Annotated in this window: 21 protein-coding genes; 10 read left to right on the forward strand and 11 right to left on the reverse strand. The window is 61.2% G+C overall.

Going from position 1 to position 24327, the window contains the following annotated elements:
- Nucleotides 1-81: 81 nt before the first annotated feature.
- Entirely contained in the window at nt 82-1545 is a 1464-nt protein-coding gene (locus ELH03_RS27365; RefSeq protein WP_130767173.1) for a phospholipase D-like domain-containing protein, read from the reverse strand.
- Between the two features lie 213 nt (nt 1546-1758).
- On the opposite strand from ELH03_RS27365, the gene ELH03_RS27370 reads away from it, so the two are divergent.
- The 6 genes from ELH03_RS27370 to ELH03_RS27390 all read left to right on the forward strand — a co-directional run bounded on the left by ELH03_RS27370 (nt 1759) and on the right by ELH03_RS27390 (nt 7574).
- Nucleotides 1759-2400 carry a UdgX family uracil-DNA binding protein gene (locus tag ELH03_RS27370; RefSeq protein ID WP_130767148.1) on the forward strand — a complete coding sequence of 214 codons (642 nt, stop codon included), beginning with the start codon at nt 1759-1761 and terminating at the stop codon, nt 2398-2400.
- A 142-nt stretch (nt 2401-2542) separates the two neighbouring features.
- Nucleotides 2543-2797, forward strand: coding sequence for a DUF2934 domain-containing protein (locus tag ELH03_RS27375; RefSeq protein ID WP_018448499.1), 255 nt, complete (start codon nt 2543-2545; stop codon nt 2795-2797).
- A gap of 316 nt (nt 2798-3113) precedes the next feature.
- Nucleotides 3114-3287, forward strand: coding sequence for a hypothetical protein (locus tag ELH03_RS37560; protein WP_165420544.1), 174 nt, complete (start codon nt 3114-3116; stop codon nt 3285-3287).
- 216 nt (nt 3288-3503) lie between these two features.
- Complete coding sequence (locus tag ELH03_RS27380) at nt 3504-6221, forward strand: hybrid sensor histidine kinase/response regulator (RefSeq protein ID WP_130767149.1); 2718 nt, start codon at nt 3504-3506, stop codon at nt 6219-6221.
- A gap of 324 nt (nt 6222-6545) precedes the next feature.
- Nucleotides 6546-6836: a DUF3175 domain-containing protein gene (locus ELH03_RS27385; RefSeq protein WP_130767174.1), complete on the forward strand. Its 291-nt coding sequence runs from the start codon at nt 6546-6548 to the stop codon at nt 6834-6836.
- Between the two features lie 6 nt (nt 6837-6842).
- Nucleotides 6843-7574 (forward strand): glutathione S-transferase, encoded by a 732-nt coding sequence (locus tag ELH03_RS27390; protein WP_130767150.1) that lies wholly within the window; start codon nt 6843-6845, stop codon nt 7572-7574.
- 71 nt (nt 7575-7645) lie between these two features.
- On the opposite strand, the gene ligD is transcribed toward ELH03_RS27390, so the two are convergent.
- The 9 genes from ligD to ELH03_RS27435 form a co-directional block, all read right to left on the reverse strand.
- The gene (gene ligD, locus ELH03_RS27395; RefSeq protein WP_130767151.1) at nt 7646-8524 is read right to left on the reverse strand and encodes a non-homologous end-joining DNA ligase; all 879 of its coding nucleotides are present in this window, start codon (nt 8522-8524) and stop codon (nt 7646-7648) included.
- Nucleotides 8521-9528, reverse strand: coding sequence for a DNA topoisomerase IB (locus ELH03_RS27400; protein WP_130767152.1), 1008 nt, complete (start codon nt 9526-9528; stop codon nt 8521-8523). Before ELH03_RS27400 ends, ligD begins: the two co-directional genes overlap by 4 nt.
- 8 nt (nt 9529-9536) lie before the next feature.
- A complete protein-coding gene (glgX, locus tag ELH03_RS27405) occupies nt 9537-11693 on the reverse strand; it encodes a glycogen debranching protein GlgX (protein WP_128409975.1) in 2157 nt (718 codons plus the stop codon).
- 96 nt (nt 11694-11789) lie between these two features.
- Nucleotides 11790-12584: an SDR family NAD(P)-dependent oxidoreductase gene (locus ELH03_RS27410; protein WP_128409974.1), complete on the reverse strand. Its 795-nt coding sequence runs from the start codon at nt 12582-12584 to the stop codon at nt 11790-11792.
- Nucleotides 12585-12774: 190 nt separating this feature from the next.
- On the reverse strand, nt 12775-13989 hold the full coding sequence (locus ELH03_RS27415) for an MFS transporter (RefSeq protein WP_130767153.1): 1215 nt from the start codon (nt 13987-13989) through the stop codon (nt 12775-12777).
- Nucleotides 13990-14123: 134 nt separating this feature from the next.
- Nucleotides 14124-14606 carry a GNAT family N-acetyltransferase gene (locus ELH03_RS27420; protein ID WP_130767154.1) on the reverse strand — a complete coding sequence of 161 codons (483 nt, stop codon included), beginning with the start codon at nt 14604-14606 and terminating at the stop codon, nt 14124-14126.
- 86 nt (nt 14607-14692) lie between these two features.
- The gene (gene pcaF, locus ELH03_RS27425) at nt 14693-15898 is read right to left on the reverse strand and encodes a 3-oxoadipyl-CoA thiolase (protein WP_130767155.1); all 1206 of its coding nucleotides are present in this window, start codon (nt 15896-15898) and stop codon (nt 14693-14695) included.
- Between the two features lie 9 nt (nt 15899-15907).
- Nucleotides 15908-16612, reverse strand: coding sequence for a CoA transferase subunit B (locus ELH03_RS27430; protein ID WP_130767156.1), 705 nt, complete (start codon nt 16610-16612; stop codon nt 15908-15910).
- Nucleotides 16609-17316, reverse strand: coding sequence for a 3-oxoacid CoA-transferase subunit A (locus ELH03_RS27435; RefSeq protein ID WP_128405141.1), 708 nt, complete (start codon nt 17314-17316; stop codon nt 16609-16611). The genes ELH03_RS27430 and ELH03_RS27435 overlap by 4 nt, the downstream gene beginning before the upstream one ends.
- A gap of 160 nt (nt 17317-17476) precedes the next feature.
- On the opposite strand from ELH03_RS27435, the gene ELH03_RS27440 reads away from it, so the two are divergent.
- Nucleotides 17477-18235, forward strand: a complete 759-nt coding sequence (locus tag ELH03_RS27440; protein ID WP_128405140.1) for an IclR family transcriptional regulator domain-containing protein — start codon at nt 17477-17479, stop codon at nt 18233-18235.
- A 102-nt stretch (nt 18236-18337) separates the two neighbouring features.
- Here ELH03_RS27440 and ELH03_RS27445 read toward each other — a convergent pair whose 3' ends face one another.
- The gene (locus ELH03_RS27445; RefSeq protein WP_130767157.1) at nt 18338-19876 is read right to left on the reverse strand and encodes an acid phosphatase; all 1539 of its coding nucleotides are present in this window, start codon (nt 19874-19876) and stop codon (nt 18338-18340) included.
- 198 nt (nt 19877-20074) lie between these two features.
- Between ELH03_RS27445 and ELH03_RS27450 the strand changes: the two genes are divergently transcribed.
- The 3 genes from ELH03_RS27450 to arfA all read left to right on the forward strand — a co-directional run bounded on the left by ELH03_RS27450 (nt 20075) and on the right by arfA (nt 24177).
- Nucleotides 20075-21364 (forward strand): cytochrome-c peroxidase, encoded by a 1290-nt coding sequence (locus ELH03_RS27450; RefSeq protein ID WP_130767158.1) that lies wholly within the window; start codon nt 20075-20077, stop codon nt 21362-21364.
- A 167-nt stretch (nt 21365-21531) separates the two neighbouring features.
- On the forward strand, nt 21532-22458 hold the full coding sequence (locus ELH03_RS27455) for an ArsR/SmtB family transcription factor (RefSeq protein WP_017957935.1): 927 nt from the start codon (nt 21532-21534) through the stop codon (nt 22456-22458).
- Nucleotides 22459-22668: 210 nt separating this feature from the next.
- Complete coding sequence (gene arfA, locus ELH03_RS27460) at nt 22669-24177, forward strand: arabinosylfuranosidase ArfA (RefSeq protein ID WP_130767159.1); 1509 nt, start codon at nt 22669-22671, stop codon at nt 24175-24177.
- Nucleotides 24178-24327: the final 150 nt, after the last annotated feature.

A 24327-nucleotide genomic window follows, 5' to 3' on the forward strand; every position in this document is an offset into this window, starting at 1 on the left:
TTGTTCCGTTGATCGAAAAGGCTTGTCTCAGCAGTATAGGCAGGCAAGCCGAACTTGCCACGTCCGATCACAAAAAATCCTTCAGAGATAGGGCGACCCTAGCCATAGCACTTTCTCGAGCAGCCGCACCGCGAAGGGTCGCGCCTGCAGCCCCTCAAGCGTCACCGGCGTCGCCGTTTTCAAGGTTTCCTCGATGTGCTCGTCGATCTCGGTTGCGAAGCCCTCGTTCAGCACTTCGAGATCGACCTCGAAATTCAGCCGCAGCGAGCGTGGATCGAGATTGGAAGAGCCGACATAGGCCCAGGTACCGTCGATCGTCAGCAGCTTCGAATGGCTGAAACTGCCGGTGGAGCGCCAGATGCGGCAGTAGTTCTTGAGGATCTGATCGAATTGTGCCGTCATCGCCCGGTCGACCAGCACGAGGTTGTTGACCGCAGGCACGACGATATCGACTTCGACGCCGCGCCGCGCCGCCGTCACCAGGGCGCTGATGAGTTCGCGGTCCGGCAGGAAATAGGGCGACATGATGCGGATCGATTGGCGCGCCACGGCAAAGGCGCCCATCAGCATCTTATGGTTGGTCTCGACGCTGCGGTCCGGGCCGGAGGCGACGACACGCATCAGGATCGGATCACCGGGGCTGCGCTCTGGGGGTTCGATGCGCCAGGGCTCGTCGTTCAACAACTCTTGCGTCGAGAAGCGCCAGTCTTCGGCGGCGAGGTCGAAGAGGTCGGCCACGACAGGGCCGGTGACGCTGAAATGCGTGTCGTGGGCAAAGCTTTCGCCTGTTGCCTCCTCGCTGAAGCCCGCCCTGATGTTCATCCCTCCCGTCAGCGCAATTTTCCCGTCGACGATCAGGATCTTGCGGTGGGTGCGCAGATTGGCATAGGGAAGCCGCAAGCCCATGATGACGTTGCCATTGAAGACGGCGACGGTGACGCCGCCTTCCCTGAGATGGCCGAGAATGCTCGGCACCGAATAACGCGCACCAACCGCGTCGATCAGCACCCGGACCTCCACACCACGGCTGACGGCCGCAATCAGCGCGTCGGCGATGCGGAGACCGACAGCATCGCGGTCGAAAATATAGGTTTCAAGCAGGATGCTGCGCGTCGCCTCGTCGATGCTTGATTTCATCGCCGCATAGGCCTCGTCGCCGGTCTCCAGCACATCGATCGTATTGCCTGTCGTTAGCGGATTGCGCGTCACCCGGTCGCCCAGCGTCTGCAGCGCCGCAAAACGGCGGCCGAACTGGCTGATCACCGTCTCGGCCTCGGCATCGAAAGTCTCCAGTTCGTCGAATTCGGCAGCAAGCAGCAGCGCGTCGCGCCGGACGCTCAGCGATTTGCGGCGGATGCGGTTGATGCCGGCAATCGCATAGAGCAGCGCGCCGATGATCGGAGACAGGATGATGACACCGACCCACCCGATCGCCGCACGCACTTCCTCCTTGGTCATGGCGGCATGGATCGCCGCCGCGGCCCCCATGGCGATCGAAACGACAAAGAGGATATGCGGCCAGTAGGTTGATAGGAGATAGAACATCGCTGGCGAATATAGCCGCGAAACGGCGGCGTTCAATCACACTGCCGCTCTCCCATGACGCGAAATCTTTCACCGTGACTATTTTACCGTCCGGGGATCGATGGCGAAAAGTTCCGGAATGGGCCTGCAGATTTCGAAAGCGCGCTGCCCATTCCCGAACGGGAACAATCCCGGCACCGATCGATTGATCCCGAGGAGATGAGGATCGCCATCATGAATATAGCCGCAAATGTCGGCCCTGCCTTGGCGCTCGAAGTCGCGGATGCCGCAAGCATTGCCGAACTCCGGCATCAGGCAGAAGGCTGCACCCGCTGTGATCTCTACAGGAATGCCACGCAAATCGTCTTCGGCGAAGGTCCCGTGAAAGCCGAGATCATTCTCGTCGGCGAGCAGCCGGGCGATCAGGAGGATCTGACCGGCAGGCCTTTTGTCGGTCCCGCCGGCCAACTGCTCGATCGCTGCCTTGATGAGGCCGGTCTCGACCGGCAGCGCTGCTATGTCACCAATGCCGTCAAGCACTTCAAGTTCACGCCCCGCGGCAAGCGGCGGCTGCATGCAAAACCGAATGCCGGTGAGATCAGGCGTTGCGCCTGGTGGCTCGGCGCAGAGATCAACATCCTGCAGCCGAAACTCGTCGTGACGCTCGGCGCAAGCGCGCTTTATGCACTGCTCGGGCCGAAGGTGAAGCTGACGCCAGAGCGCGGCCATATCCTGCATCCGGAAAACCGTCCACCTATCCTGGTCACCATCCACCCCTCCTATCTCTTGCGCATCCGCGACGAGGCGGAGCGGCGCCGGCAGCGCCGGGATTTCGTGTCAGATCTGCACAAGGCGGTGGAGTTTCAGTCCCGGTGAAGGCCGATTCTCAACCCTAATATGCTGCAACGCGAAATATTCGCGGGTGCAGGGCGATTTCGCTTGAAAGAGCTCCCCGCCTCTGGAACCATCTAAGCAGTATCGCGTTCGAACGACGGCATCATGTGACTGGAGATCAGCGATGGCAGAAACTCGGGAAGAGTGGATCAAAAAACGTGCATACGCCCTCTGGGAAGAAGAGGGCTATCCGACAGGGCGAGATTCCATCCATTGGGAACAGGCACGACACGAGCGCGACACGCTCGAGGGTTCTGCTGCGTCTTCCGACGGGAAGGAAGTCAAGCCCAAGGCGAAGCGAAGCGTGACGGGCAGCAAGACGAACGGCGTCGTGACACCGGCACCGAAACGGACTGCGAGCCGCAAGACGGCGTCCTGAACACCGAAATACCGAGCACATCGAAAAAAGGGCGTCGTCGCGACGCCCTTTGATCCCTCTTTGTCATATGCCTGAATTAGTTGTGCTTTATGGAATTTCAGAGGTGGGGCTTCCATGCGGAGGTGAACAGAGGCCGGATGACGCTGCAAGCTTTGAGGCTTCCAAAAAAAGTTGAGCCCTCGCCCGATAACCGGGAACAAGAAGATACGATGACTGTTTATGGCGGGACGGGGAAGTTGCCATGAACGACGGTCATACCGAAATCCTCTTTTTAGCCAGCAACCGCGCTTCGACCGCGATCGTGTGAGGGATGGAGATGTCGCTCCTCATCATGGCCGCGCTGCTCTACCTCGGTCTCGCGCTCGTGTTCATCCTTGTCGTCGATAACCTCGTCGGACTGGTTTTCCGCGATCCGCGCGCGCCGGTGCGGTTGGTCTCCGTCTACATCGGCCGCGCCTTCGCCGCATCGCAAAAACTCTATCGAAAATAACAGCCCGCAGGCGCCGTCCGTAGACGGCTAAAAGTGTTGAACACCCTGGCGCATCGAGCTTTGCGCATCCGAAAGAACGCACAAAGCTCTGGGTTAAGGATATTTCGACCGCGCCCTTTCCCTCCTATCGGAAGCCTCTATGTTGACGGTTTGGAAGGGCTGAACCCCGAGGTGGCCAACACTCCGGCGCAGCGGACGACAAGGAAGCGATTTTGAATGGGAAGCGTCGGGAACGGCTGGCCGAGAGGTGGCGGCGAAATCGGCGAATTGTTACGGCATCCGGCTTTCCACGCCGTCGGTCTCGGTCCGGTCGAAAGCTGGCCTGCCTCTCTCAAGCATATCGCCGAAATGGTGTTGAATTCCCGCCAGCCCAAATTCGTCGCCTGGGGTCCGGATCTCGCCTTTCTCTACAACGATGCCTATGTGCCTGTTTTCCCGGAACGGCATCCCAATGCACTTGGACGACCCTTCCGCGAGGTCTGGGCGGATATCTGGGAGCAGTTCTCGCCGATCATCGCCAACACGCTCCAAGGCAGTTCGCAGCTCTTCAAGGAGTTGCTCATACCGATGCGCCGCGACGGCCATACCGAAGATACCTGGTTCACCTTCTCCTACACGCCGCTGCGCGACGATGACGGCAAGGTCGCCGGCATCCTCTGTGCGGCCCTTGATGTCACCGACCAGGTGTCGGCCAAGCGTGGCGAAGAGACGGCGCTCGAAGAATTGCGCGCGAAATCGGAGGCGCTTGCGGTCGTCAACCGGGCAGGTGCCGCGGTCACCGCCGAGCCCAGTGTCGAACGCCTCACGCAGATTGTCGTCGATGCCGGCGTGACGCTGACCGGCGCGGAATTCGGCGCCTTCTTCTATAATGTCGATGATGACGAGAGCGGCAGCTATATGCTCTATGCCCTCTCCGGTGTCGATCGGAAGAACTTCGAGAAATTCCCGATGCCGCGCAATACCAAGGTCTTCGCGCCGACCTTCGACGGCGAAGGCATCGTGCGCTCCGACGACATCCTGCTCGACCCGCGCTACGGGCAGAATGCGCCGCATGCAGGCATGCCGAAGGGGCATCTGCCGGTCAGGAGCTATCTTGCCGTGCCGGTGAAATCACGCGACGGCAGCGTCATCGGCGGTTTGTTCTTCGGCCACGGCCAGCCCGGCCGTTTTTCCCAAGCGGCCGAGGCAAGCCTCGTCAGCCTCGCCGGCCAATCAGCCGTCGCGATCGACAATATCCGGCTCTTCCGTGCCGCCAAAGTCGAAATCGACCAGCGCCGCGATATGGAAGATCAGCTGCGGAAACTCAATGAAATGCTAGAGGTCCGCGTCGCGGCCGAGATTGCCGAGCGCCAGCAGGCCGAAGCAGCACTCCAGCAGTCGCAGAAGATGGAATCGATCGGCAAGCTCACCGGCGGCGTCGCCCATGATTTCAACAATCTGCTGCAAGTGATCTCAGGCAACCTGCAGCTTCTCGGAAAGGACGTGGCAGATAGCGGCCGGGCCAAGGAACGCATTTCCAATGCGCTTGCCGCCGTCGAACGCGGCTCGCGGCTGGCAAGCCAGTTGCTCGCCTTCGGCCGCCGCCAACCGCTGGAACCGACGGTCGTCAATATCGGCCGTCTCGTCACCGGCATGGACGACATGCTGCGCCGCGCCCTCGGCGAGGAGATCGAAGTCGAGACCATGGTCTCAGGTGGCCTCTGGAACAGCTTTGCCGATCCGACCCAGATCGAGAACGCCCTGCTCAACCTTGCGATCAACTCCCGGGACGCGATGAATGGTGCCGGCAAGCTGACGATTGAGGTCGGCAATGCCTTCCTCGACGATTCCTACAGCCGCACCCATCCTGAAGTCACCGCCGGCCAATATGTCGTGCTGGCGATCACCGATACCGGCTCCGGCATGATGCAGGAGGTAATGGAACAGGCATTCGAGCCCTTTTTCTCGACCAAACCGGAAGGCAAGGGTACCGGTCTTGGCCTGTCGATGGTCTATGGCTTCGTCAAACAGTCCGACGGCCACGTGAAGATCTACAGCGAGATCGGCGAAGGCACGACCGTCAAACTCTACCTGCCCCGCTCGTTCCAGAGCGAGGATCGCATCACCAATGTCGATAGCGTGCCGGCAACCGGCGGCACGGAAACCATCCTTGTCGCCGAGGATGACGAGGGTGTGCGCACGACTGTCGTCGAGATGCTGACGGATCTCGGCTACTACGTGCTGAAGTCCAAGGATGCGCAAAGCGCGCTCACCGTTATCGAAAGCGGCGCCCATATCGACCTGCTCTTTACCGATGTCGTCATGCCCGGCCCATTGAGAAGCCCGGAGCTTGCGCGGATGGCGCGCGAGCGCCTGCCTGATATCGCCGTGCTCTACACATCGGGCTATACCGAAAATTCGATTGTCCATGGCGGCAGGCTCGATCCTGGTCTGGAACTGCTCTCCAAGCCCTATACGCGCGAGGAGCTCGCCCGGAAGATCCGCCATGTGCTTGCCAACCGGACGCACCGCCGCCAAGGGGCGAGCGACGCTGTAGCGCCCGTTCCCGAACATCCCGATATCGCGGTTGAAAAGCTGAAGCTGCTGCTTGTGGAAGACGACGCCTTCATCCGCATGGATACTGCCGAGATTCTGCAGGATCTCGGCTATGACGTCATCGAGGCTGATAGCGGCGAACGGGGCGTGGAAATCCTCGGACACACCGTCGTCGACATCATCGTCGCCGATGTCAGCCTGCCCGGCATGTCGGGTCCAGTCTTTGCCGCCAAGGCGCGCGAGGCCTTTCCATCGGTCGGCCTGGTCTTTGCTACCGGCCACAGCAGTCTGCCCGATGCAAGCCGCCTGTCCGGCTCGGTGTTGCTGTCAAAACCGTTCAGCAGCACCGCGCTCGAACGGGCGGTCAAGACCGCCGTCCAGCAGCGGCCTGTTGGCTAGAGCAATTCCAGGAAAAGTGCGAAGCGGTTTTCCGTTCGAAATTGCGTAAAAACAAAAGGATAGAGCGGTTCTACGCTTCCGTTAAAAGCTGAACCGCTCCAGCCGTCGAACTCGGGATATTTGCGCATCAGCACCTCGCTGATGCAGCCGTCGTCGCGCGCCGTCAGTTCGATCGAGATCGTGTCGGCAGGATCGAGACGGCTGGAATCGCGGCCGGAACTTTTGGGTGCCGTGCCGGTTCAATTCCTTTGCGAACCGACCGCCAACCAGAGATCGACAACCGGTGGCTTGCCGCCGGCCGCATCCGGAAAAAGGATTTTCGACATGGTCAAATCGAAGAAGAGATGGTCGCAGGACGTCACCGAACACAGCAATGCGATGGACCTGAAGGAAGGCGTGTTCAAATCGGACGATCCGAAGAAGATTGCCCGCTCCGTCAAGCACTCTGCCGAGGAGAGCGATCGCCGCAAGTCGAGCCCTTATCGCGCCGCCATGTCGATGCTGACTTTCTACATCAACCGCGCCGGCGACCAACTGACGAAAAAGCGGCGCGGCACCCTTGAAAAAGCCAAGGACGAATTGCGAAAAGACTTCGGTCGTCAACTGAAGGATTGAGCAGCCATGGCATACGAGCTTTATTATTGGGACGGCATTCAAGGTCGCGGCGAATTCGTGCGGTTGGCGCTGGAAGAAGCCGGCGCCGACTATATCGATATCACCCGCCAGTCCGGCCGTGGGCGCGGTACCGGCGCCATGATCGACATCATGGAGAGTGAAAGCGAACCGCACATTCCTTTCGCACCACCCTTCCTGAAGGACGGCGACCTCATCATCCCGCATGTCGCCAACATATTATTTTACCTCGGTCCGAAGCTCGGCCTTGCGCCTGAAGACGAAGGCCTTCGCCACGTCGTCAACGGTCTGCAGCTGACCGTCGCCGATTTCGTCGCTGAAGTGCACGATACGCATCACCCGATCGACATGTCGCTCTATTACGAAGACCAGAAGCCGGAGGCAAAAGCCCGCTCAGCCGCCTTCATCCGCGAACGCATTCCGAAATTCCTCGGCTATTTCGGGCGTGTGCTGCGGCAGAACCCGAAAGGCCCCCACCATATGGTCGGTGATGCACTGACCTATGTCGACCTCTCGCTCTTCCAGGTGATCGAGGGCCTGACCTATGCCTTTCCGAAAGCCATGGTGAACCGGAAGGCGGAATATCCCGCCCTGCTGGCTCTGCATGATGCGGTGGCGAAACGTCCGAACATTGCCCGCTATCTTGCCTCCCCCCGCCGCCTCGCCTTCAACGAGGAAGGGATTTTCAGGCATTATCCCGAGCTGGACAGCACGGGATGAGGAAGAGCAATTCCAGGCAAAGCGCGAAGCGGTTTTGCCGGGAATTGCGTAAAGCAAAAGGATAGTGCCGTTCATTCGAGCGGCACGGCCGCATCGAAGAAATTTCCCCAAGGGTCTTTCGGCCGGGTCTCCAGTCGCTGCGGTACGTTGCCGAGCGTGAAGGCGGCCGGACCGGCGACTTCGTTCAAATCAGCCCAATCGAGCGGCATCGAAACCGGCGCGCCCGGTCGTGCCCGCGTCGAATAGGCCGCGACTGCCGTGTTGCCGCGACCGTTGCGGAGATAGTCGATGTAGATATGCCCGCCGCGTTTTGCCTTCGTGGCGGTTGCCAAATATTTCTCCGGCGCGTCGGCGGACATGCTTTCGGCGAGCGAATGGGCAAAATCCTTCACGTCCGCCCAGCCCGCCTTCGGTGCAAGCGGCGTCGCCACATGCAGCCCCTTGCCGCCTGACGTCTTGACGAAGGCCGCCAAGCCGCGGGCTTCGAGCCGTGCCCTCAATTCAAGCGCTGCTGTTATGACAGCACTCCAGGCCACGTCCTCGCCGGGATCGAGGTCCATGGTGATCATGTCGGGTTTTTCCCAATTGTCGGTCGTTACACCCCAAGGATGGATTTCGAGCACGGCCGACTGCACCAGCGCCACGAGACCGTTGAAATCGGCGATGCGCAGCAGCTTTTCACCGTCCGGGTCCTGCGGATCGGCGATCTCCTCGATATGGGGATTCATGCCCTTCCAGGCATGTTTCTGGAAAAACCGCTGGTGGCTTTTTATCCCGTCCGGCAGCCGCAGCAAGGCCAGCGGCCGATTGACGACATAAGGCGCCATGAATGGCCAGACCGCAGCGTAATAATCCGCCAGCGCCTGCTTTGTCACGCCCTCATCCGGCCAGTAGAGCCGGTCGGGATGTGTCAGCGATACGTCTGCTGCCGGCGGATGTCTGGGGCTCATTCTTCGATCTCGCTTGTGAGGAAATCAAGTAGCCTGTTTTCCTCGGCCCGCAAGCCCCGCAGCGGCTCGTTGCCAGTCTCGATCAGCGGATGATCGTTGCCGGCGAGCGCGATGATCGCCGGATGGATATAGCTCGAGCGCGAGATCGCCGGTGTGTTGTGCAGCGCCTCTGCTGCGGCTTCCGACATCTGCTTTACCGTCGGCCGCCGGCCGCCGACAATCGTTTCGCGCGCCGCACCGAAGGCTGCCAGCGATCCGGCCCAGGTGCGGAAGGTCTTCGCCGAAATGGGAATGCCCGATATCTCGGCGAGATAGGCGTTCAATCGGCCGGAATCGATTGGCTTCAGCGACCCGCTTTCATCCTTCCAGACGAAGAGCTGGCGGCCGGGCAGGTCTGCTATCTCCTCCAGGATCTTCTGCAGCCTGGGATGCTTGAGGCTGCGCTGAACGCGCTTGCCGCCCTTGGCGCGAAATTTCAGCTCTATCTGCCCGCCGACGATCTTCAGGTGGCGCTTCAGCAGCGTCGTTGCGCCATAGGTCCCGTTCTCCCTGACATAGGCCTGGTTGCCGACGCGCAAGTGCGCCTCGTCGAGCAGCGTCGTCAAAGCCGCAAGCACGCCGTTGACATCCTCCGCACCGGTGTCGAGATGGCGCAGCACGGTGCGGCGTATCCGAGGCAACGCCCGACCGAATTCGATCAGCTGATGGAATTTTCCCGCACTTCGGAAGGATTGCCATTCCTTGTGGTAGCGGTATTGCTTGCGCCCGCGCGCGTCGAAGCCCGTCGCCTGCAGATGGCCGTTCTCGTAGAGGCAGATCCAGACATTCTCATAGGCCGGCGGCAGACCGAGCGCGCCGATGCGCGCCCGCTGCAATTCGTCGGCAAGCGTCGTGCCGTCAGGCATCACATAGCTGAAGCCCTTGCCCTTCCTTCGTCTGCGGATGCCTGGTTCAGTATCGCTGACGTAGACGAGACCAAGGTCGGTGATGGCTTCGGCATTCATGGTCTCTGCTACTTGCTCCTGCGGCCGAACTGGAACCAGCGGCGACGCTCGGCTTTTGTCGCGTCCTTCGGCGGCTCGGTCTGTCCCTTGGGTGCGAAGACCGCCACGCTCTGGGCGTAGACGATGACCGGATTCTCCGGCTCGTGCACCTCGAAGGCATCCGTCTCCGTCCCCGTGTCGAGAACCCTCGACCATTGTTTCAGCCCATTCACGACAGGCAGGTGAACCTCACAATCGCCGCCGGCATTGAAGATGAGGAAGAGGTCGTCCATCGTCTCGGTCTCCGGTGCATGCACGCTCCTCGAGACGTAGACGCCGAGCACCTGCAATCCGTCGTCGTTCCAGGCCCCGTCGTCCATGAAACTGCCGTCCGGCTTGTACCAGGCGATCTCGATGCGCCCGTCCTCGCTGACCTCTCCGGTCAGGAACCGCTCCTGCCGCAGGACAGGATGGGCCTTGCGGAAGGCGACGGCCTGCCGGCAGAAATCAAGGAAGGGGTCGCCGAGCCCCGCCCAATCTGTCCAACCGATTTCATTGTCCTGGCAATAGGCGTTGTTGTTGCCGTCCTGGCTGTTGCCGAGTTCGTCGCCGGCAAGGATCATCGGCACACCCTGGGAGAGCATCAGCGTCGCCATCATGTTGCGGCGCCGCCGCGCCCGAAGCTTGTTAATGTCTTCGTTATCAGTCACTCCTTCGGCACCCATATTGTCCGAATGATTGTCGGAATGTCCGTCCCTGTTTTCCTCGCCATTCGCCTCGTTGTGCTTGTCGTCGAAGGAAACCGTATCCATCAGCGTGAAGCCGTCATGGGCCGACAGCAGATTGATCGATGATGTCGCGCCGCGATCGGAGTGGTTGAACTGTACAGCCGAGCCGGTGATGCGCTGCGAGATCTCCGAGACCATGCCGCCGTCGCCCTTCCAAAAGCGGCGCACGTCGTCACGAAACTTGTCGTTCCACTCACGGAAGGGATGCGGAAAGCCGCCAACCTGATAGCCGCCATCGCCCACGTCCCAGGGCTCGGCGATCAGCTTGACACCGGCGAGGATCGGATCCTGGCGGATGGCGCCGAAGAACAGGCCCTGCCGGTCGAATTCCATATCCTGGCGACCGAGCGTGCTGGCAAGGTCGAAGCGGAAGCCGTCGATATGCATGACGCCTACCCAGTAGCGCAGGCTGTCGAGCACCATGCGCATCACCATAGGATTAGCGGCATTCAGGGTGTTACCAGTGCCCGTCGTATCGAAGGTGTGGCGCGGGTCATCGGGGGAAAGGATGTAATAGCTCGCATTATCGAGCCCACGGAAGGACAGCGTCGGGCCTTTCTCGCTGCCCTCGGCAGTGTGATTATAAACCACGTCCATGATGACTTCGATGCCGACGGCATGGAACTTCTTCACCATGGTCTTGATCTCGGTGATCTTGTCGCCGGACATGTAGCGTGATTGCGGCGCGAAGAAGCCGAGCGTCTGGTAGCCCCAATAATTGCGTAGGTTGTTTTCCAGGAGATAGCGATCGTCGAGGAAATATTGGATCGGCAGAAGCTCGATCGCCGAGATGCCGAGCTTGACGAGATGGTCGATGATCGGATCGCTGCACATGCCGAGAAAGGTGCCACGCAGCCGGTCGGGCACCTTCGGATGCGTCATCGTCAGGCCGCGCACATGCGCCTCGTAGATGATCGTATCGGGCCAGGGACGGCGGATCGCCTCTTCACCCGCCCAATCGAAATCCGGATCCTGCACCACGCCCTTGACCGTGAAGGGCGCGCTGTCACGCTCATCGAAGGAAAGATCGTCTTCGCCGATCTGATAGCCGAACAGTGCGTCATCCCATGTCAGCTCGCCGGTGACCTGTTTGGCATAGGGGTCGAGCAGCAGCTTGTTCGAATTGAAACGATGGCCGGCGTTGGGATCATAGGGACCATGGGCGCGATAGCCGTAGACGGTGCCAGGTCCGACGCCGGCGATATAGCCGGACCAGATATCGCCTTCGCGCTTCGGCAGCGGCAATCGCGCCACCTCTTTCTTGCCATCCGGCGAGAAGAGGCAAAGCTCAATCTGTTCTGCATGCGCTGAGAATACCGCGAAATGGGTGCCCGAGCCCGTATATTCCGCCCCGAGCTCCGGCTTGAGGAAGTCGAGTTCTGAAAATGAATAGCTCATAATGCCCCGCTCGATAAAAAGACCATGCGGGAAACGTAACGGCGGCTCGAAAGTTCCCTTGGCTCGCAAGGGAAGATCTCCTTGAGGAGGCGGAGATTAAGGCATCAACTGTCCGCCGTTGACCTCGATAATCTGGCCGGTGATGTAGCCCGACATCGTCGGCGAGGCGAGGAAGAGATAGGCCCCGACGCAATCCTCCGATGTGCCGACGAAGCCCATCGGGATCGACTTGCGCTGCAGTTCCATCTGCTCGTCATTGGTATAACGCTCGTGGAAGGGTGTCGCGATAACGCCCGGCGCCACCGCGTTGACACGGATTCTGTCGGGGACGAATTCCTTGGCATGGCCGCGCGTGATCGTCGAAACGAAGCCCTTGGACGCCGCATAAAGGATCGCACCATTGCCGCCGCCATTGCGCGCGGCGATCGAGGTGGTGTTGATGATGAAGCCGCCCTGCTTCTTCAGCCAGGGATGCGCCGCACGCGTTGCCGCCAGTACCGAGCGGGCGTTGAGGTCCATGACAGCGGTATAATGCGCGTCGGTATATTCCGAGGTCGGCTTGCGCCCCAGCATGCCGCCGGCATTGTTGATGAGGCCGTCGAGATGACCGAAGGTCTTCGCCGTCTCCTCGACGACACGCTCGGTCTCGCCTTCCCTCGACACGTCGCCCTGGATCAGATGCACGGTGCCGCCGGCAGCCCGGATCTCGTCGGCAAGTTTTTCCGCCGGCTCGCGGCTGGCATTGTAATGCACACCGACCTTGGCCCCCTGCGCGGCAAAGGCGCGGGCGAGTGCCGCACCGATGCCGGTCGAGGCGCCGGTGATCAGCACGGCCTTGCCGGACAGGTCCGGCAGCTTGATGGATGCGAGCGATTGCGCAAGTTCGACCATGGCGACGATTGCCTCCCGAAAAACCAAGGACATAGGTGATGAAATGAATAGGAGAAGTCTTATCTAGGGGAAATCGACGAAGGGCAATGCACGAAAGCGGGAGATTGCATCGCCATAAGAGCGCTGGGCGGTCTTCATACAAGCGGCCATCGTCACCGACGGCCGCCTGCGAGAACCGAAAAGGGTCTCGTTAAGGAGCCACGCCAAAGGCCGGCTGTGGCTTTTGCCGGGCGAGAGGCGGGAATGCGAGGGCTATCGCCGCAGCGCCGAGCCCAACCATGGCCGAACCGATGAACAGCCAGGAATAATTGGCGAAAGTGTCGAATATCCAGCCGCCGATCAGAGGGCCGAAGGCCATGCCGAGGCTGGAGAGCATCGTTGCCGCGCCGAAGACGGTGCCGATGATGCGTGGCCCGAAATATTCCCGCGCCAGCACCGCATAGAGCGGCATCACACCGCCATAGGCACTGCCGAAGACGATGGCGAGCGCATAGAATTCGCCGAGCCGGCTGACCAAGAGATAGGTCGCCAGCGCTGCCGCCTGCACCAGCAGCCCGGCGACCAGCACCGGCTTCACCCCGATCCTGTCGGCAAGGCTGCCATAAAGCAGCCGGCCGCCCAGTCCAGCCAGGCCCTCGACGCTGTAGATACTGACGGCCGCCATAGGTGCTACGCCGCAGATCGTCGCATAGTTCACCATGTGGAAGATCGGCCCGGAATGCGCTGCGCAGCAGGCCGCGAAGGTCAGGCCGAGCACGATGAATTGCGGCGATCGAAATACTTTCGACAGCTGCGGCCTGGCGCCGTCGGCCGCGAACTCGGTTCCGGTATCGGCGGTCTCGGCAGGCGGGCGCCTGACGAGAAGCGCGGCCGGCACGAGCAGCACCCAGGCCGCGACGCCGATGATCAACATGGCCGGCCGCCATTCATAGGCCGAGATCAGCCAGCGCGCGAAGGGTGAGATGGTCATCGGTGCGACACCCATGCCGGCGGAGACCAGCGACACCGCAAGCCCGCGGTTTTCGTCAAACCAGGCGGTCGTCGCCGCGATCATAGGCGCGAAAAACGTGCTGGCGGCCAATCCGACGAGGATGCCGTAGGTCAGCTGGAACTGCAGCAGTGTCTCGGCGCGGCTCGCCAGCACCAGCGCCAGGCCGAGCAGCACCGACCCTATCAGCACGACGACGCGCGGGCCGAAGCGGTCGCTTGCCGCACCCCAGAAGAATCCGCCGAAACCCATGACGATGAAATTCAGCGTCATCGCGCTCGCTATGCCGACATGCGACCAGCCGGTCGCCGTGGCGATCGGCTCCTGGAAAATCGCCAGCGAGAACATCGCGCCGAGCGCAACGCATGTCATCAATGCGCCCGCAGCGACGATGACCCAACGATAGGAAACACTCATGGCTTCATAACCTCCATGCCGACAGAGTGGTCGCGACGCATGCGGCAAGCCTGCCACATTTCGCGCCTGCAATCCAAAGACGTTTGAACCGCTGCGAATTCGACAGCGCCCTCACATCTTTTTTCGTCGCACTTTTAGAGGGTACGAAACATCACCAATGCGTCGACATAGCCCTGCGTCGGATGAAGGAAGACGCCAGGAAGCCGGCCGACGATATCGAAGCCGAGAGACTGCCACAGCGCGACGGCACGTTCATTGCTGCTGACCACGAAATTGAACTGCATGGCGCGAAAGCCGCCGGCGCGGGCATGCTCCAGGGAGTGGTCATGCATCAAGCGGGCGACGCCCCGGCCGCTGGCGGCGGCATCGGTCATGTAGCCGCAGTTGCAGACATGCCGGCCGCCGCCTGCCTGATTGGCCTTGATGTAATATGTGCCGAGGATCACGCCATCCTCTTCCGCGACAAAGGTCTCGCGGTCCGCTCCCATCCAATAGGCCAGCGCATCGGCTTCAGTCAGATCGCGATCGAGCGCATAGGTTTCGCCGGCGCGGATCGTCGGACCGATGATCCTCCAGATGGCGCTTTGATCGTTCTTGTCTGCGGGTCGGATCAACATGCCCGATTTCTATAGAAGCCTGATCTGGCGCGCAACGGGTCGAAAGCCCCCGGCGAACGCGGGAAGCGTCGCATCTTCAACCGACCTCAGACCCTTTCAAGCGCAACCGCGATCCCCTGCCCGACGCCGATGCACATGGTCGACAGCGAGTATTTTCCGCCGGTCTGCAGAAGCTCCAGTGCTGCCGTGCCGGTGATGCGTGCGCCCGACATGCCAAGCGGATGGCCGAGTGCGATCGCGCCGCCATTGCGGTTTACGCGCGCGTCATCATCGGCAATCCCGAGCGCGCGCAGCACCGCCAGTCCCTGGCTGGCAAAGGCCTCGTTGAGTTCGATGACGTCGAACTGTTCCGCGGTCATGCCAAGCCGTGCCATCAGCTTGCGCGAGGCCGGGATCGGCCCGACACCCATTACCCTTGGCGGAACGGCGGCAGCCGCGCCACCGAGGATACGGGCGATCGGCGTCAAGCCGTATTTCCGCGCCGCCGCTTCGGACGCGACGATCAGCGTCGCCGCCCCATCATTGACGCCGGAAGCATTGCCGGCCGTCACCGTGCCGCCTTCCTTCTTGAAGGGCGTGGCGAGTTTCGCCAGCGTTTCGATCGTCGTCACGCGCGGATGCTCGTCCTTGTCGACGACAACGGGATCGCCCTTGCGCTGCGGGATGGTCACCGGGGTGATCTCCTTCGCCAGCCGTCCGTTTGCCTGGGCGGCAGCCGCCTTCGCCTGGCTTCGCACTGCGAATGCATCCTGGTCCTCGCGGCTGACATGATAGTCCTCGGCGACGTTCTCACCGGTCTCCGGCATGGAATCGACGCCGTACTGCTTCTTCATCAGCGGGTTGACGAAACGCCAGCCGATCGTGGTGTCGTGGATTTCGGCGGCCCGCGAGAAGGCCGTCTCGGCCTTCGGCATGACGAAGGGCGCGCGCGACATGCTCTCGACGCCACCAGCGATCATCAGCTCGGCCTCGCCGGAACGGATGGCGCGCGCCGCCGTGATTATCGCATCCATGCCCGAGCCGCAGAGCCGGTTGATCGTCGTGCCGGGTACCACGATCGGCAGGCCGGCGAGCAGGGCCGACATGCGCGCGACATTGCGGTTGTCTTCGCCCGCCTGGTTGGCGCAGCCGAAGATGACGTCATCAACGGCTTCCCAATCGACGGCGCTGTTGCGTGCCATCAATGCCTTCAGCGGGATCGCACCGAGGTCGTCGGCGCGCACCTGGGACAGCGAGCCGGCGAAGCGGCCGATCGGCGTTCTGACATAGTCGCAGATAAAGGCTTCGGTCATGGCTTTTCCTCAGAGTTGCGGGACGACGAGGTCGCCGACCGGGCCCTCGACGTGCAGCGGCGCGCCGGTCATTGCCTGCAATTCCTCTTGCGACATCGCGGCCAGCTTCTCGCGCAGGACGAAGCGTCCCTTCACGATGTCGATGACGGCATGGCTGGTATAGATGCGGGTGATGCAGCCGACGCCGGTCAGCGGGAAGGTGCATTTCTCCACCAGTTTCGGTTCGCCTGTTTTGGTGACGTGCTCGCTAATGACGCAGACTTGCTTGGCGCCGTGCACGAGGTCCATGGCGCCGCCGACGGCCGGTACGCCTTTGCTGCCCACCCGCCAGTTGGCGAGATCACCATTCTGGGCGACCTGATAGGCACCGAGGATCGCAACGTCGAGATGGCCGCCGCGCACCATGGCGAAGCTATCGGCGTGATGGAAAAAGGCCGCACCCGGCTTCAGCGTCACCGCCTTCTTGCCGGCGTTGATCAGATCCCAGTCTTCCTCGCCTGCCGCCGGCGGCTCGCCGAAGTTCAGGATGCCGTTTTCCGTGTGAAAAATCGCCTGACGGCCGGGCGGCTGATAGCGGGCGACCATTTCGGGAAAGCCGATGCCGAGATTGACATAGGCGCCGTCGGCGATGTCCTGCGCGGCGCGCCAGGCGATCTGCGCATTGGAAAGCTTGATGTCTTCCCGGGTGTTGATGGGGCTGATATCGATGGTCATACGTAGGCCACTCCGGCTCGAATGAGCTCTTCTTCCTGCTGGGGACTGGGGATGGCGACAACGCGGTCGACGAAGATGCCCGGTGTCACGACATGCTCGGGATCGATGCCACCGGCCGGGACGATGGATGAGACCTGGACGATCGTCTTCGCCGCCGCCATGCACATCAGCGGATTGAAGTTGCGGCCGGCCTTGTTGTAGGTGAGATTGCCCTGGATATCGCCGATCTCGGCCTTCACGATCGCGAAGTCGGCCTTCAACCAGCGCTCCTGCACATAGTGGCGGCCATCGAATTCGGCGATGACCTTGCCGTCGGCCAGTTCGGTGCCGTAGGCCGTCGGCGTATAGAAAGCCGGAATGCCGGCCCCGCCGGCGCGGATGCGCTCGGCAAGCGTTCCCTGCGGCACCAGCTCGAGCTCGATTTCGCCGGCCAGATATTTGTCCGTGAAGGCGCGCGGATCCGACGACCGCGGGAAAGAGCAGATCATCTTCCGCACCATGCCGGCATCGATCATCGCGGCGATACCGATGCGCCCGTTGCCGGCATTGTTGTTGATCACCGTGAGGCCCTTGGAGCCCTTGTCGATCAAGGCATGAATGAGCTCGATCGGCGCGCCCGAGCCACCAAAACCACCGATCATGACGGTCGCGCCATCTCCGATCTCAGAGACGGCTTCCGCCGCGCTCCCGACTGTCTTGTCCATGCGGGATCTCTCCTTGGCTATGCGGTCGGGAAACTGAACCTCCCGTCCTCCAGCGTCAGGCATAAGGTGCAACGGGCCGGACGACAAGTTATTTTGTGCGATATTTGACATTTGTTCATATATCGCACAAGATAACCAAAATCGATTGGAGACTCGACCCATGCGCGAAACGGATTTCGTCAGCGGCTTCGCCCGCGGCCTGAAGGTCATCGAAGCGTTCGGTGAAACGCGGCAGCGGCTTTCCATCGCCGAGGCCGCCAAGCTGACGGAGCTCGACCGCGCCACCGTGCGCCGCTCGCTGCTGACACTCGCCGAGCTCGGTTATGCCGATTATGACGGCAAATTCTTCACGCTGACGCCGAAGATCCTGCGGCTTGGCCACGCCTATCTCGCAGCGACACCGCTGCCGGCGCTCTTGCAGCCGCATCTCGATCTTCTCTCGGAAAAGGCCGGCCAGAGCGCTTCGGCTTCGGTGCTCGACGGCACCGAAATCGTCTATATCGCCCGCGCTTCGCAGCGCCGCGTCATGTCGATCAATCTCACCCCCGGCAGCCGCCTGCCCGCCTACTGCGCTTCGATGGGCCGCGTACTACTCGCGGCCCTGACCGAGAGCGAGGCACGCGCCATCCTCGCCCGCAGCGAGCTGAAGCAAAACACTGCGAATACCAGGACCGACCCCGACGAGCTGATCGCCGAATTCCGCCGCGTCCGCACCGACGGTTACGCCATCATCGATCAGGAGCTGGAGATCGGCCTCTGCTCCATTGCCGTGCCCATCGACAACGACCGCGGCGAAACGGTCGCGGCGATCAATATCGGCGCGCCGGCCGCCCTCGTCCCGGCCGCGGAGATGAAGGAACGTTATCTACTGCTGTTGAAAGAAACGCAGGCCGCGTTGCGACCGCTGCTGCGACGGTGATGGCAAGCAGTTCCAGCAAAAGTGCGCAGCGATTTTGCGTCCGGCATGCGCAAAAAAAGAGATGGTGCGGCCCCGGACAGCGCCGGGGCCGCTCCTAGTCGGTCAATGCGTCAGGTCAAGCGCGGCAGTCAGGTCGCCCATCGGCGGCCGGTCATTGTTGCGCAGCGCGTTGTCGCGGGCGAGGATGCCCGACAGCACCGGCAGATCGTAGCGCGCCGTGATGAAGCGGATGATCGACGTCGTGTCGTATTGGGTATGATCGACCATGCCGCCCTTGGCAAAGGGCGAGATGATGAAGGCCGGAATACGGTTGCCCGGACCCCAGCGATCGGCCTTCGGCGGCGCGACGTGATCCCAGAAGCCGCCATTCTCGTCATAGGTGACGATGACGAGCATATGGCTCCATTGCGGGCTCTTCTCGAGGTGGGAAACGATATCGGCAAGATGCTGGTCGCCGCTCGAAACATCGGCATAACCGCCATGTTCGTTGAGGTTGCCCTGCGGCTTGTAGAAGGAAACCGCCGGCAGCTTGCCATCGTCGACATCCTTAAGGAAGGCTTCGCCGCCAAGACCGCCATCCCTCACATGCTCCGCACGCGCCGGGGTGCCGGGCGCGAAATTGGCGAAATAATTGAACGGCTGGTGATGGAACTGGAAGTTCGGCACCGGGGTGGCATTCTTGCCGTCAAGGGCTGCCTGCCAGGCGCCGCTGTACCAGGCCCAGCTGACGCCCTTCAGAGACATGAGGTCGCCGATGGTGATCTCATGTTGCGGCGGCAGCGTCGTTGCGGCGGCGGGATCAGCATAGGCCGGATCGCCGTCCTTGGCCGGCGGATTGGCGCTCGGCTGGTAGGGCGGCTGCATGGTGTTGACGGCGTAGAAGTCGGGGGTCAGCGTGCCGTCGGAGACGAATTTCGGTGCACCCTCCAGCGCCGACTTCGGGGCATTCTCGGCCACGGTCAGCGACGTGCCATCCGCGTCGACCTTGGCGATCGTGGGTTTGGCCGGGCTCTTGTCGGCGTTGGGATAATAGGGCGCGCAGGCGCAGATCAACGCGAAATGGTTGAGGAACGACCCGCCGAAGGCGCCCTGGAAGAAATTGTCGGCCATGACGTATTTCTTGGCGACCTGCCACATCGGCAGGATGGAGCCGTCGTAATGACCCATGACGAGGCTGCCGGAATCGGCCCAGGCGACGAACTTGTCGTTCTTGCCGCCGTCGATCTGCATCTGCTCCTGGTAGAAGCGATGCCAGAGGTCGCGGGTAATGACCGAAGGCGCCTCTGCGAAGCCCTTCGGATCGTCGATCGCGAAGGAGGCATTGGCGAGATGGGCCGACTGCGCCTCGGTGACGGCAGGCGTCACGCCCTTGGCGGTGAGGCCGCCCCAGGCCGGCGGCAGTTCGGATAGCGGCTGGCCGTCGCGGTCGAGCTGGCGGGCGCGATCGGCGGTCGCGTTCGAGAGCCCGTCGGCGCCGGGAAAGCTACCATAGAGATTATCGAAGCTGCGGTTTTCGGCATAGATGACGACGACATTGTCGATCTTGTCGTAACCGGCCGGCGCCGCATGGGCTGCCGTCGCAAACGGCACGATGGCCGATCCGGCGAGACAGATCGAATGGAGAAGTTTCAGTCTTTTCACGTGGGTACCTCATGGCTAGGGGGCGTTGGCTAGAGGGAGCGGAGAACGCTCGGGGGCAATTCGACGCTATTCCGGCCGTCTATCAACTTTGTGACATCAGGGGTTGCCGTGATGCCGCAGGAGGATCGCCGTCATCAATTTGTTGCAGCGAGGTTCGATCATGGCGGAAACCAGTACTAACTTATTGGAATCATTATCATGACAACGAAGAACATCTGGCTTGTGCGCTCCGGCTTGGCCGTCAGCATGGGTGCCGTGGCGCTTGGTCTTGCCATTCTTCCCCTGCGGCAAAGCAGCGCGGCGACCACCGCCGGCGTGCATCCCGGGCCAATGTCGCGCACTGACGCCTTCGCCCGGGCCGAAACGCTGACCGCAGTTGGCCGCAAGATATTCTCAGATCCCTCTCTTTCAGCCTCGGGGCTTCAGGCCTGCGCGTCCTGCCATGATCCCAGTCACGCCTTCGGCCCGGCATCGGCGACACCGATCGAAATGGGCGGCGAACATCGGGACCAGCCGGGGCTGCGCGCCGTTCCGACGCTGCGTTACCTGCAATCGGTGCCTGCTTTCACCGAGCATTATTACGATTCCGAGGACGAGGGCGACGAAAGCGTCGACAACGGCCCGACGGGCGGCTTGACCTGGGACGGCCGGGTCGATCACGGCGCCGATCACGCGAAGATCCCGCTGCTTTCGCCCTTCGAGATGGGCAACAGGGATGCGGCCGAGGTGGTGGCGAAGCTGCAGAAGGCCGCCTATGCCGACGACATCAAGGCGGCATTCGGCGAGACGGTGTTCGACAATCCTAAGGATGCCTTCGATGCCGCCGCCGAGGCGCTCGCCACCTTCGAACAGAGCGGCCCGGATTTCTATCCCTATTCCAGCCGCTACGACGCCTTTCTCGCCGGCAAGGCGACGCTGACGGCGCAGGAGCTGCACGGGCGGCAGCTGTTCGAGGACCCGGCCAAGGGCAACTGTTCGAGCTGTCATCTGAGCGAACCCGCCAATGACGGCGAGCCGCCGCAATTTTCAGATTTCGGCTTCCTCGGGCTCGCCGCGCCGCGCAACATGGCGATCCCGGCCAACAACGATCCGAACTATCATGATCTCGGTCTTTGCGGCCCTCAGCGCACCGACTTTGCCGGGCGCAGCGACTATTGCGGCCTGTTCCGCACCCCGACGCTGCGCAATGTCGCGCTGAAGCAGAGCTTCTTCCACAACGGCTATTTCCACTCGCTGCGCGACGTCGTCTCCTTCTACGCGACGCGCGACAGCGATCCCGGCCGTTGGTATCCGAAAAATTCAGATGGCACGGTTCGGAAATATGACGACCTGCCGCAGGCCTATTGGGATAACCTCAACCAGGATCCGCCCTTCGGCAGGAAGCCGGGCGACGCGCCTGCCCTCACCGATCCCGAGATCGACGACATCGTCGCTTTCCTCGCAACCCTCACCGATGCCGATCTGCAGCCTGAGGCGACCGGGCATTAGGACGCCTGGAATTTTAAGAAATGCCCGCCACGAGACCCAGCGGGGCAACTCCCGGGCTCAGGGACCAATGACGTCTTTCTCAAGAATTACAATCAAACCGTCGAAGCATTCCCCCTTGATGTATCATAATTTCCGATATACATCATTTCATCGGAAATGGTGGGGGAATGATGGAACGCTCGTTTTTAACGATTGCCGCCGGCGAGAATAATGATGCGATACGCGCGCTTTCAGCGCCGGCGCGGCTGGAGATGCTCAAGCTGCTCTGCGCCAAAGGACCAATGAATATCAACGATATCGCGCGTGCCCTTTCTCTTCCTCAATCGACTGTCGCTACCGGGATCCAGATCCTGGAAGACGCCCGGCTGGTGGATTCCCAACTGACGAAGGCCCGCAAGGGAAACCAGAAGATCTGCTCGGCGATCTACAGCGAAATTCTGATCAGCTTTGAGGAAAGTGCGGCCCAAAGGGCCAACAATATCATCGAAGTCGAGATGCCGGTCGGGCTCTACACCAGTTGCGACGTCCATGCGCCGTGCGGTCTTTGCTCCACCGAGAGCGTCATCGGCCCCCTCGATGTCCCCGACTATTTCCTCGATCCGCAGCGCATGCAGGCCGGGCTCGTCTGGTTCGGCAGGGGATATGTGGAATATAAATTCCCTAACAATGCCAAGGTGTTGAACAAGGATATCCGCGCCATAGAGTTTTCGCTGGAGCTGTCGTCCGAGGTGCCAGGCACCAATCCGGACTGGCCCTCGGACATAACGCTCTGGGTCAATGGAATGGCCATTGGAACCTGGACGTCGCCCGGCGACTACGGCGACAAGCGCGGCGCCTTCACGCCGGCATGGTGGAAGCTCGAGGGCTCACAATATGGGATGATGAAGACCTGGCGTATCTCTACGCGCGGGACCTTCATCGACGGTGTCGCCGCCTCGAATGTCACGCTCAGCGATCTGGCGCTTGCCCAGCACTCTTCCATCCGGCTTAGGGTCGGCATCGCGGAGAATGCCGGCCATACCGGCGGCGTGAATATTTTCGGCCGCGGCTTCGGAAATCACGGACGCGATATCATCATGCGGCTGCATGTCTAAAAAATCAAAATCGGAAATCTTGATTTAAAAATCATGTTTCTTTCCAGTTTTTACGGTCGTCAAAAGATGTCAAATATCTGTAATAAAACAATTTTTTCCGAAATCCACATTAGTATGATTAAAAACGCAACTCGGTTGACAGAACGACATTCCTGATATCAAGTTAGAGGCAAGAAAACAAAAAATCTGATATATAAACGGGAGGATCCGTTGAAGACGAACGTCGTTGTCCACCGCGATTTCCGCATCGCGACCATTGACTCCAGGCTCTACAGTTCATTTCTCGAGCATCTCGGCAGGGCGATCTACGGGGGCATTTATGAGCCCGGGCACCCGACGGCCGATGAGGACGGATTCCGCCAGGATGTGCTTGATCTGGTCCGTGATCTCGACACGCCATACTGCCGCTATCCCGGCGGCAACTTCGTCTCGGCCTATAATTGGGAAGACGGCGTCGGCCCCCGTGCGGAGCGCCCGGTTCGCCTCGACCTTGCCTGGCGCACCCGCGAAGCCAACCAGATCGGCGTGAATGAATTCGTCGACTGGTGCAAGAAGGCGAATACCAAGCCGATGCTCGCCGTCAATCTCGGATCACGCGGCCTGGATGCGGCCCGCAATTTCCTCGAATATTGCAATCATCCCGGCGGCACCTACTGGTCGGATCTGCGTCGCAAGCACGGCTGGTCCAATCCGCACGATGTCAAATTGTGGTGCCTCGGCAACGAGATGGATGGCCCCTGGCAGGTCGGCCACAAATCGGCCTATGAATATGGCCGGCTGGCGGACGAGACGGCGAAGGCCATGCGCGGCTTCGACAAGTCCCTCGAACTCGTGGTCTGCGGCTCGTCCAATTCCGACATGAAGACCTATCCCGAGTGGGAGGCTCAGGTTCTCGAACAGTGCTATGACAGCGCCGACCACATTTCGCTGCATATGTATTTTGCCAACCGCGAGAAAAATACGCTCAACTATCTCGCCCGCGCGACGAAGCTCGACCGCTACATCACCACGATCGGCGGCGTGATCGACTACATCAAGGCGAAAAAACGCTCGAAGAAGACGATCGGCATTTCCTTCGACGAATGGAATGTCTGGTATCATTCCAACCAGCAGGACAAGGAGATCCTGGCGCGCGACGAATGGCCGGATGCGCCGCATCTGCTGGAAGACATCTATAATTTCGAGGACGTGCTGCAGGTCGGCGGCATCTTGAACACCTTCATCCGTCGCTCCGACCGCGTGCGCATCGCCTGCATCGCGCAGCTCGTCAACGTCATCGCCCCGATCATGACCGAGGACGGCGGTGCGGCATGGCGCCAGACCATTTATTACCCGTTCTATTACGCCTCCAGATATGGCCGTGGAACGGCGCTGCAGCTGGTCGTCGATGGCCCGACCTATGACAGCGACGAGGAGAACGACGTCCCCTATCTCGACGTATCGGCAGTCCATTCCGAGGACGGCAAGACGCTGACCTTCTTTGCCGTCAACCGCCATCCGAGCACTTCGCTCGATCTCGATGTGCGGCTGGAAGGGTTCGGAAATGCCCGGGTGGTCGAGCAGGTGGAGATGACCCACGGTGATCTGGAAGCCGTCAATACGGCAGCGCGGCCGAAGACGGTCGTTCCGGTCAATGTCGAGAGTGGAAAGATCGAGGATGGAAGGTTGCGGGCGGCGCTGAAACCGTTCTCCTACAACGTCATCCGGCTGTCGGTTTGACAGCTACCGCCGGGTAGCCCATTGGGGCACGCCCCGGCTGAAAATATTCGGCTCGCTGCGAGGAGGCAGGGAGCCGGAGAGATGGTTCACTGAGGTCCTGGACCCGACTGTTCAAGTCCTGACGCCTCTGCGAACCGACAACCGCGACGT

It is taken from the genome of Rhizobium beringeri (assembly GCF_004306515.1).
GTDB lineage: Bacteria > Pseudomonadota > Alphaproteobacteria > Rhizobiales > Rhizobiaceae > Rhizobium > Rhizobium beringeri.

What these genes read in the sequence shown, in the direction of transcription:
- ELH03_RS27450 (WP_130767158.1), top strand. Translation starts at nt 20,075, where the DNA reads ATGACAACGAAGAACATCTGGCTTGTGCGCTCCGGCTTGGCCGTCAGC.
- ELH03_RS27400 (WP_130767152.1), bottom strand. Translation starts at nt 9,528, where the DNA reads ATGAATGCCGAAGCCATCACCGACCTTGGTCTCGTCTACGTCAGCGAT.
- glgX (WP_128409975.1), bottom strand. Translation starts at nt 11,693, where the DNA reads ATGAGCTATTCATTTTCAGAACTCGACTTCCTCAAGCCGGAGCTCGGG.
- ELH03_RS27415 (WP_130767153.1), bottom strand. Translation starts at nt 13,989, where the DNA reads ATGAGTGTTTCCTATCGTTGGGTCATCGTCGCTGCGGGCGCATTGATG.
- ELH03_RS27410 (WP_128409974.1), bottom strand. Translation starts at nt 12,584, where the DNA reads ATGGTCGAACTTGCGCAATCGCTCGCATCCATCAAGCTGCCGGACCTG.
- ELH03_RS27430 (WP_130767156.1), bottom strand. Translation starts at nt 16,612, where the DNA reads ATGACCATCGATATCAGCCCCATCAACACCCGGGAAGACATCAAGCTT.
- ELH03_RS37560 (WP_165420544.1), top strand. Translation starts at nt 3,114, where the DNA reads ATGTCGCTCCTCATCATGGCCGCGCTGCTCTACCTCGGTCTCGCGCTC.
- ELH03_RS27440 (WP_128405140.1), top strand. Translation starts at nt 17,477, where the DNA reads ATGCGCGAAACGGATTTCGTCAGCGGCTTCGCCCGCGGCCTGAAGGTC.
- ELH03_RS27370 (WP_130767148.1), top strand. Translation starts at nt 1,759, where the DNA reads ATGAATATAGCCGCAAATGTCGGCCCTGCCTTGGCGCTCGAAGTCGCG.
- ELH03_RS27380 (WP_130767149.1), top strand. Translation starts at nt 3,504, where the DNA reads ATGGGAAGCGTCGGGAACGGCTGGCCGAGAGGTGGCGGCGAAATCGGC.
- ELH03_RS27390 (WP_130767150.1), top strand. Translation starts at nt 6,843, where the DNA reads ATGGCATACGAGCTTTATTATTGGGACGGCATTCAAGGTCGCGGCGAA.
- ELH03_RS27365 (WP_130767173.1), bottom strand. Translation starts at nt 1,545, where the DNA reads ATGTTCTATCTCCTATCAACCTACTGGCCGCATATCCTCTTTGTCGTT.
- ELH03_RS27385 (WP_130767174.1), top strand. Translation starts at nt 6,546, where the DNA reads ATGGTCAAATCGAAGAAGAGATGGTCGCAGGACGTCACCGAACACAGC.
- ligD (WP_130767151.1), bottom strand. Translation starts at nt 8,524, where the DNA reads ATGAGCCCCAGACATCCGCCGGCAGCAGACGTATCGCTGACACATCCC.
- pcaF (WP_130767155.1), bottom strand. Translation starts at nt 15,898, where the DNA reads ATGACCGAAGCCTTTATCTGCGACTATGTCAGAACGCCGATCGGCCGC.
- ELH03_RS27435 (WP_128405141.1), bottom strand. Translation starts at nt 17,316, where the DNA reads ATGGACAAGACAGTCGGGAGCGCGGCGGAAGCCGTCTCTGAGATCGGA.
- ELH03_RS27420 (WP_130767154.1), bottom strand. Translation starts at nt 14,606, where the DNA reads ATGTTGATCCGACCCGCAGACAAGAACGATCAAAGCGCCATCTGGAGG.
- ELH03_RS27375 (WP_018448499.1), top strand. Translation starts at nt 2,543, where the DNA reads ATGGCAGAAACTCGGGAAGAGTGGATCAAAAAACGTGCATACGCCCTC.
- ELH03_RS27455 (WP_017957935.1), top strand. Translation starts at nt 21,532, where the DNA reads ATGATGGAACGCTCGTTTTTAACGATTGCCGCCGGCGAGAATAATGAT.